The following is a 7,379-nucleotide window of genomic DNA, read 5'->3' on the forward strand; positions in this document are numbered from 1 at the left end:
TCTTCCACAGACCAGATGGATTCATGGTTCCGGTGATTCTATAGAATCTATAATAGGCGAGGAGTTAAAGAAAATAACAGAATCAGAAAACTATTATCTTCATGGTTCCGGACGTGAGGATGTTGATGTTATGATGCTTGGTAATGGCCGTGAATTTGTAATAGAGGCATCAAATCCCAAAAAAAGGTCGGTTAATCTTGAGGAATTTAAATTTGCGGTTAATTCAAAAAATGCCGGCATCAAAATAGATAAATTATCCTTTTGTGATAAAAAGAGGGTAAAAGAAATCAAGGAAGCCAAACATGATAAGGTTTACAGGGCAGTAATAGAATCAGATGGCATAATGGACAGGGAAAAATTAATAAGGGCATGTGAACTGCTCACAGGAAATAAAATAGAACAGCAAACACCAAGAAGGGTGCTTGGTAACAGATCCGATATTATTAGGAAAAAAGAAATAAAATATATAAAGATAGAAGATATAATGGATAAAACTGCCACCATCCAAATATGTGCTGAGGCTGGCACATATATAAAAGAACTGGTAAATGGAGATTGTGGCAGGACAAATCCAAGCCTGACCTCACTTTACGGTGAAAAACTCAGGGTTAAGAGCCTGGATGTCATATATATAAATAGGGGTGATTAAAACGACAAGAATGTCAAGGGGATCCAGATCAGGATCAAGGAATATACTCACAAAAAGAATAAAGGAAAGGGGCATGCCCAAGGTTAATGACCTGCTCAAAACATTCGATGTTGGGGACAGGGTTGCAATAGTTATAAATCCGGCAGTTCATAATGGAATGCCTCACCATACATTTGAGGGCAGAACAGGAATAGTTTCAGGTATGCAGGGATCATGCTATGTTGTGTCTCTTAATATAGGCAATACCACAAGGAAAATTATATCTGCTCCAGTGCACCTCAAGAGGCTGTATCAATGAAAATAAAATATATAACAAACATTGATGTATACAACAAATTATCCGCAAAGGAAGAAAAGACTGAGGATGAGGCAGATACATTATCATATGTTGAAAAGTTTCTTAAATATAAAAAAAACGTTGACATAGAAAAGCTAAAAGAATCATTAATGTCAACATTCAAGCTTTCAGAAGAGGTTGCTGTAAAGCTGATTGATCTTAAACCAAATAACAAGGACGAATTAATAGCAGTATTAAATTCATATAATATAAAAGTGGATGATGCGCAGCTTGATGCAATTCTTGATACATTGCAGGTCTTATAAATGGAAGAATATGCTTATGTTCTGGATTATTTACCACAGGGACGCCCTGAAGATAAGAGTTTTAGAAAGACACCATTAATAATAGCCATTGGTGAGAGCGAATTCAAGCTTCTGGAGATAATACCAAAACCTGATGCAGTCATATCTGTTGGTGATCGAATATATATAGGGAAATCTGCTGAGAAGCGTGATAAAATTATATCAATAAAAAGGAGGATAACATACAAGGAATTAACAAGCGCCGCTGTATCCGAACTCCCATATACTATAGAAACAATAATAGATTCAAATCCAGAGAAATTCATAAACTTTTTTAATAATTCGGAGGCTGTAAATGCCAGAATGCATACACTTGAGCTTCTTCCAGGTCTAGGCAATAAAAGCATGTGGGCAATCCTTGAGGAAAGAAAAAAAGCACCGTTTAAATCATTTGATGATATATCAGAAAGGGTTAAAAGCGTCCACAATCCAAAAAAAATGATAGTTAACAGAATAATAGAGGAACTCCAGAACAGATATGAAAAATATAAATTATTTGTTGCAAAATGAATGATAATTTTAGTAAAAAATATGGCCAGGTATTTTTAAAAGACCATAACATTGCATTAAAGGAGGTATCATTTTTATCTCCAGAGGATAATGAATGCATACTTGAGATAGGCCCTGGCCATGGAATCCTAACAGAACAATTATTAAAATATAATATAAATTTGACCGTGGTTGAACCAGATCATAGATTTGTGGATCAGTTAAATCAAAGTTATAGCAATTTTATTAAAAGTGGTAAATTAAAGATAATAAAGGCAGACTTTCTAAAACTGGCTCCAGGGAAATATGATAAAATTATAGGAAACATACCCTATCAAATCTCATCCAAAATAGTTTTTAAAATACTGGACTATGATTTTAAAATGGCAATATTAATGGTTCAAAAAGAATTCGCACAAAGGCTTGTTGCCAGTCCTGGAACTCCAGATTATTCGAGGCTTACAGTAAATTCAGGTATAAGGTCACAAATTAAAATACTTTACAATGTAAGCCGCAACTCATTTTATCCTGTGCCAAAAGTTGATTCATCAATAATATTAATAGAAAAAAGGGAGTATAATATAGATATTAAAAAATTTGATCTTTTTTTAATAAAACTATTTTCCATGAGAAGAAAAAAAATTTCATCCATAATAGATTATCATGGAATATATTCTGATAAAAGGCCATATGAGCTGACCATTGATCAGCTCATTGAGGTTTATTCCCAGAGTTAGTGGTGTTTCCCGTGTTTTTGCTTAAAATACTTTCAAGGGCTGTTGCAGTGAAAAACTGTGATGTATCACCTGCTGTTGGCACGTTCTGAGGTATCATGATCAGGGATCCCTTACCCTCAAGACCAATCTGGTAAACTATATCCATCCATCTTAACTGGAATGCAGTGGGATTGTTTTCATACTGTTTTGCAGCATCCACCATTTTTCCGGCAGCCTCCACCTCTGCCAGTGCCAGTGTAACCCTGGACCTTCTCTCCCTTTCTGCCGCAGCCTGTCTTGACATGGCATCCTGCAGGGCCTGTGGAACCAGAACATCCCTTATCTCCACGGATGATACCTTAACCCCCCAGTGCTCTGTTTTTTCATCTATAATCTGCCTTGCAGCCTCACCAACCTTTTCCCTTTCAGATAATATCTCATCAAATGAGGATTTTCCAAGAACCTCCCTAAGTGTGGTCTGGGCTGCCAGCTGGGTTGCTGTGGCATAATTTTCAACATTAAGCACAGCCTTATCTGCATCTATAACCTGAAAATACATTACCGCATCAACGTTAACCGGAACATTATCCTGTGTGTATGTTGACTCTGTTTTAAATGCAACCGCCTGTATCCTTGTTGATACGACAACTGTAATCTTGCTTATTATTGGTGTAACATAAATAAGTCCGGGTCCCTTCAGTCCTGTGTATCTTCCAAGGGTCAACACAGGGGCCCTCTGCCATTCCTTTAATATATGAATACCGGATAATAGTATGCCAAGAATTATCAAAACTATTATTATTAATGCTATTTCCCCTATACTTACCATAATTAAATAACGAAAAGTCCTATTTAAATTTTTTTTAAATATTTTTATTAAAATATCAAATAATAAATACGTCAATTAGAGAAATTATAAACGTGAATTTTTATATATAAAATAAGTCTTATCCATCTATGTCAGGTATAGTTAGTTATGGTTCATATATACCCCAGTACAGGATAAAACCTGAGGAGATAGCCAGAATATGGGGTGATGAACCAGATAAAATGAAAAATAACCTTTTTATTTTAAGCAAGTCGGTTCCAGCACCAGATGAGGATGTTGCAACAATATCAGTTGAGGCTGCAAGAAATGCCCTTAAAAGATCAGATATTGACCCGGCCGATATAGGTGCTATATATGTTGGATCTGAATCACATCCTTATGCCGTAAAACCAACAGCCACAATTGTGGCAGCCGCAATAGGAATGCCATTGCAGTATTTCGCAGCTGATTATGAATTTGCATGCAAGGCCGGTACTGCGGGAATGCAAAATATTAAGGCAATGGTTGATTCTGGATATATTAAGTATGGAATGGCAATAGGTTCAGATACCTCACAGGGTGCGCCAGGTGATGCACTTGAATATACGGCATCTGCCGGCGGAACAGCCATGATAATTGGAAAGGAAAACGTAATAGCAGAAATTAACAGCACTCTTTCAGTATCCACAGATACCCCTGATTTCTGGAGGCGTGAGGGCGAGCCATATCCAAAGCACGGTGAGCGGTTTACCGGAGAGCCAGGATATTTTAAGCATGTAATAGCTGCGGCCCGGGCTATGATGGAAAGAATGGAAACAAAACCTGAGGATTATGACTATGCCGTATTCCACCAGCCCAACGGTAAGTTTCCCACCAGGGCGGCCAAAATTTTGGGCTTTACAGAGGAACAGTACAAAACTGGGCTTTTAACACCATATATAGGCAATACATACTCTGGTTCAACAATGAATGGCCTATCAGCCATACTGGATGAGGCGCAGCCCGGGGACAGGATCCTTGCCGTTTCATTTGGGTCAGGTGCCGGATCAGACGCATTTGATATAACAGTAACAGATAATATTAAGGATTATAAAAAATACAATGCGCCAACAATAAAAAAATTGATTGAAAAGGTGAAGTTTATAGATTATGGAACATACACAAAATTCAGGAAGATTATTGTAACAGGTGATAGTGTTGAGTGATGTTTATATTATTGGGGCAGGAGAAACAAAGTATGGAGAACTATGGAATAAATCACTAAGAAATCTTGCCGTTGAGGCCGGTTTAAAGGCTATAGAGGATGCAGGCATATATTCAAAGGATATCGATGCAATTTATGGTGCAAATGGACTTGCCGGAACAATAAATGAGCAGGAGAATATCGGTGCATTGATTGCAGATTTTTCTGGTCTGTCAAACGAGGGAATACCTGCAATAAGAATAGAGGCATCAACAGCATCAGGCGCTGCTGCGCTCAGGGAGGCATATTTATCTATAAAATCCGGGGAATATAATGTCGTTGTTGTTGGTGGTGTTGAAAAAATGACAGATCTCCATGGCAGTGACATTGTAAATAAAATGTCATCAATACTTGATCGTGAATGGGAGGCATTCTATGGCGCAACCCCCGCATCAATGGCTGCTATAATAGCAAGAAAATACATGCACGATTTCAATGTTGAGAAGGAGGCTCTTGCCATGATACCTGTCAATGATCATAATAACGCATCAAAAAATCCTGATGCACAGTACAGAAATAAAATTACTGTTGAACAGGCCTTAAATTCAACGCCGGTTGCAGATCCACTGAACCTTATGGATTGCTCACCAGTAAGTGACGGTGCTGCAGCTGTGGTTCTTGCCTCTGAGGATTATGTTAAGAAAAATGGAAAGGATGGAATTAGAATATTAAGCTCGGCAATAGCAGAGGATTATTTATCTGTTGGCTCCAGGGAATCAATATACACATTTAATTCAGCCCGGCTTGCAGCTGAAAAGGCATTTATGAGATCAGGATTAAAACGTGATGATATATCATTTATTGAACTGCATGACTCATTCTCTATTTATGCGCTTATTGAGCTTGAGGATCTTGGATTCGTGGAAAAGGGTCATGCCAAGGACATTGTTTACAATGATATCAAGCTTGATGGCTCACTGCCTGTAAATCCATCTGGTGGTTTAAAGGCCAAGGGCGATCCATACGGTGCAGTTGGTATAGGCCAGGCCGTGGAGGCTTATATACAGTTAAAAGAAAAGGCTGGAGAAAGACAGGTAAAGGGTGCAAAATACGCGCTTCTGCACAACATGGCGGGCACAGGAGCCTCCAGCGTTGTGCATATACTTGGTATATAGGTGGTAAATAATGACTGAACTATCAAGAATATGGAGGGAAACAGAATACAGGTATAACCTAATTGGGTTTAGATGCAAAAACTGTGGTAGAACATATTTCCCGCCAAGGGATATATGTCCTTACTGCCACAGGGAATCAATTGGAAAAATGGAAAAGGTAAAATTGAGCGGTAACGGTGAAATATTATCATATTCCATTGTTCATGATTCATCCCCTGCATTTAAAAGGGAAATACCATATGTGATGGCATTAATAAAACTTGATGAGGGGCCATCAATAACAGCACAGGTTGTTGACTGTAATCCTGATGAGGTGGATATAGGCAGGAGGGTTCATATGGTATTCAGAAAGATAAGGGAGGATGGTAAAAATGGAATAATAGAATATGGATACAAATTTAGGCTCGATTAATTAACCAATTTTTTAGATATATTTATAATTTTAAAATTTTGATATTCCCGGTATTTCAAAATTAATATTAAATATCCTAGATATTTCCCATAGTATTGCAGAATTTTCAGAAATTACCATCATGTTAAACTTTTTCATGACCTTATTTATGACGCTATGTGTTGGAAGTGCAGTGCATGATAAATAAATTGCATCTGCAGCCATCACACTGGATTTTTCATTCTCAATCATTTTAATTATTTCATCATCACCTGTATTTGAAATATCCAGGCCATAAATTTTATTTAACCCGGCAAATCCTGTTATATTAAAATTATTTGATTTAAAATAATTTGCCTCCTCGGCTGTTCTTTCCTTTATATACGGAGTTCCGAGCCAGACATTATTTATTTTTTTATATCTCAATAAATTCATTACGGAGACCTCAGGAATTATAAGGTTCTTTTTTATAACAGTTTTAATAATTTCAATATTTTTGTGGGTCCCGTATGTCCTTCCATAAACTGTAACATCGGAAATTTTTTTAATAAGGTTATATGCCTCACCGAGCTCCCTTCTAAATTTTTCAGGGTCCTGTGGTTCGCATCCTCTTGATGGCCTCATTCTTGTGGAATGGAAGCTAATTATCGAAGGGGCCATATGGTACATATCATATTCCAGTGCAACATTGTTTGCAGGTACAATCATGCCCACTCTTATCATTATTTTAATATTTATTTATACATTATAAATATTTAATAATGAAAAATCAATTAATAATAATGATTTATTATATAAGCGATGAGGATGTAAAGAAATACCTTGATATAAAAGAATGCATAAATGAATTAAGGGATGCTTTCACTTCTTACGGAAACAAAAAATCTTATGCAAACGCACGTGATAGAATCTATGGCGATAATTTTATTTTAAATACAATGCCTGCATATTATGAGAAATATAACATAGCAGGATTAAAAACATACATATCAGGTAAAAACGGTGTAAGGTTTGTTGTTATAATATTTGACGTTTCTGATCCGGAAAAATTATTTATAATCGATGCAAACACACTTGGTCAGATAAGAACAGGTGCATTAACAGCAATGGTGACATCGTTATTAATAAATAAAAAGAATATTAATTACACACTAATAGGGTCTGGATTCCAGGCCGAAACACAGTTAAAGGCAATGGCCTCGATTTATGATTTAAATAATGTCTATGTGTATTCAAAAAATTATGAACATGCATTAAATTTCTCAAAAAAATTTGATTTTAATATAAAGGCATCAAGGGATTTATCTGTATTAAAGGATTCTGATG

At 36.5% G+C, this 7,379-nt stretch carries 10 protein-coding genes and 1 pseudogene; 9 read left to right on the forward strand and 2 right to left on the reverse strand.

Going from position 1 to position 7,379, the window contains the following annotated elements; translation table 11 throughout:
• From AOG54_RS09980 to rsmA, 5 genes are all read left to right on the forward strand, one after another.
• On the forward strand, positions 1–649 hold a 649-nt coding region (locus AOG54_RS09980), incomplete at its 5' end, for a tRNA pseudouridine(54/55) synthase Pus10 (protein ID WP_236692482.1).
• Between the two features lie 10 nt (positions 650–659).
• Positions 660–947, forward strand: a complete 288-nt coding sequence (locus AOG54_RS08355; RefSeq protein WP_048101932.1) for a 50S ribosomal protein L21e — start codon at positions 660–662, stop codon at positions 945–947.
• Complete coding sequence (locus AOG54_RS08360; protein ID WP_048101931.1) at positions 944–1,252, forward strand: hypothetical protein; 309 nt, start codon at positions 944–946, stop codon at positions 1,250–1,252. The genes AOG54_RS08355 and AOG54_RS08360 overlap by 4 nt, the downstream gene beginning before the upstream one ends.
• Positions 1,253–1,801, forward strand: coding sequence for a DUF655 domain-containing protein (locus tag AOG54_RS08365; protein WP_048101930.1), 549 nt, complete (start codon positions 1,253–1,255; stop codon positions 1,799–1,801).
• Positions 1,798–2,517 carry a 16S rRNA (adenine(1518)-N(6)/adenine(1519)-N(6))-dimethyltransferase RsmA gene (gene rsmA / locus AOG54_RS08370; protein ID WP_048101929.1) on the forward strand — a complete coding sequence of 240 codons (720 nt, stop codon included), beginning with the start codon at positions 1,798–1,800 and terminating at the stop codon, positions 2,515–2,517. Before AOG54_RS08365 ends, rsmA begins: the two co-directional genes overlap by 4 nt.
• Here the strand turns inward: rsmA and AOG54_RS08375 are convergent.
• Positions 2,492–3,325, reverse strand: coding sequence for an SPFH domain-containing protein (locus AOG54_RS08375; RefSeq protein ID WP_048101928.1), 834 nt, complete (start codon positions 3,323–3,325; stop codon positions 2,492–2,494). The genes rsmA and AOG54_RS08375 overlap by 26 nt on opposite strands.
• Before the next feature lie 128 nt (positions 3,326–3,453).
• Between AOG54_RS08375 and AOG54_RS08380 the strand changes: the two genes are divergently transcribed.
• The 3 genes from AOG54_RS08380 to AOG54_RS08390 are packed head-to-tail and all read left to right on the forward strand — an operon-like array spanning position 3,454 to position 6,074.
• Positions 3,454–4,509 (forward strand): hydroxymethylglutaryl-CoA synthase, encoded by a 1,056-nt coding sequence (locus AOG54_RS08380; RefSeq protein WP_048101927.1) that lies wholly within the window; start codon positions 3,454–3,456, stop codon positions 4,507–4,509.
• The gene (locus AOG54_RS08385) at positions 4,499–5,662 is read left to right on the forward strand and encodes a thiolase domain-containing protein (protein WP_231563433.1); all 1,164 of its coding nucleotides are present in this window, start codon (positions 4,499–4,501) and stop codon (positions 5,660–5,662) included. The genes AOG54_RS08380 and AOG54_RS08385 overlap by 11 nt, the downstream gene beginning before the upstream one ends.
• A 10-nt stretch (positions 5,663–5,672) precedes the next feature.
• Entirely contained in the window at positions 5,673–6,074 is a 402-nt protein-coding gene (locus tag AOG54_RS08390; protein ID WP_048101925.1) for a Zn-ribbon domain-containing OB-fold protein, read from the forward strand.
• Positions 6,075–6,104: 30 nt separating this feature from the next.
• On the opposite strand, the gene AOG54_RS08395 is transcribed toward AOG54_RS08390, so the two are convergent.
• Positions 6,105–6,776, reverse strand: a complete 672-nt coding sequence (locus AOG54_RS08395; protein ID WP_048101924.1) for an aspartate racemase/maleate isomerase family protein — start codon at positions 6,774–6,776, stop codon at positions 6,105–6,107.
• Positions 6,777–6,835: 59 nt separating this feature from the next.
• Here AOG54_RS08395 and AOG54_RS08400 point away from each other — a divergent pair.
• Positions 6,836–7,379, forward strand: a pseudogene (locus AOG54_RS08400) (ornithine cyclodeaminase); the annotation flags it as partial.

Source organism: Acidiplasma aeolicum, from assembly GCF_001402945.1.
In the GTDB taxonomy this organism is placed as follows: Archaea; Thermoplasmatota; Thermoplasmata; order Thermoplasmatales; family Thermoplasmataceae; genus Acidiplasma; species Acidiplasma aeolicum.

Excerpts from the sequence above, each read along its gene's own strand:
- AOG54_RS08355 (WP_048101932.1), top strand. The coding sequence starts at position 660 with ATGTCAAGGGGATCCAGATCAGGATCAAGGAATATACTCACAAAAAGA.
- AOG54_RS08360 (WP_048101931.1), top strand. The coding sequence starts at position 944 with ATGAAAATAAAATATATAACAAACATTGATGTATACAACAAATTATCC.
- AOG54_RS08365 (WP_048101930.1), top strand. The coding sequence starts at position 1,253 with ATGGAAGAATATGCTTATGTTCTGGATTATTTACCACAGGGACGCCCT.
- rsmA (WP_048101929.1), top strand. The coding sequence starts at position 1,798 with ATGAATGATAATTTTAGTAAAAAATATGGCCAGGTATTTTTAAAAGAC.
- AOG54_RS08375 (WP_048101928.1), bottom strand. The coding sequence starts at position 3,325 with ATGGTAAGTATAGGGGAAATAGCATTAATAATAATAGTTTTGATAATT.
- AOG54_RS08380 (WP_048101927.1), top strand. The coding sequence starts at position 3,454 with ATGTCAGGTATAGTTAGTTATGGTTCATATATACCCCAGTACAGGATA.
- AOG54_RS08390 (WP_048101925.1), top strand. The coding sequence starts at position 5,673 with ATGACTGAACTATCAAGAATATGGAGGGAAACAGAATACAGGTATAAC.
- AOG54_RS08395 (WP_048101924.1), bottom strand. The coding sequence starts at position 6,776 with ATGATAAGAGTGGGCATGATTGTACCTGCAAACAATGTTGCACTGGAA.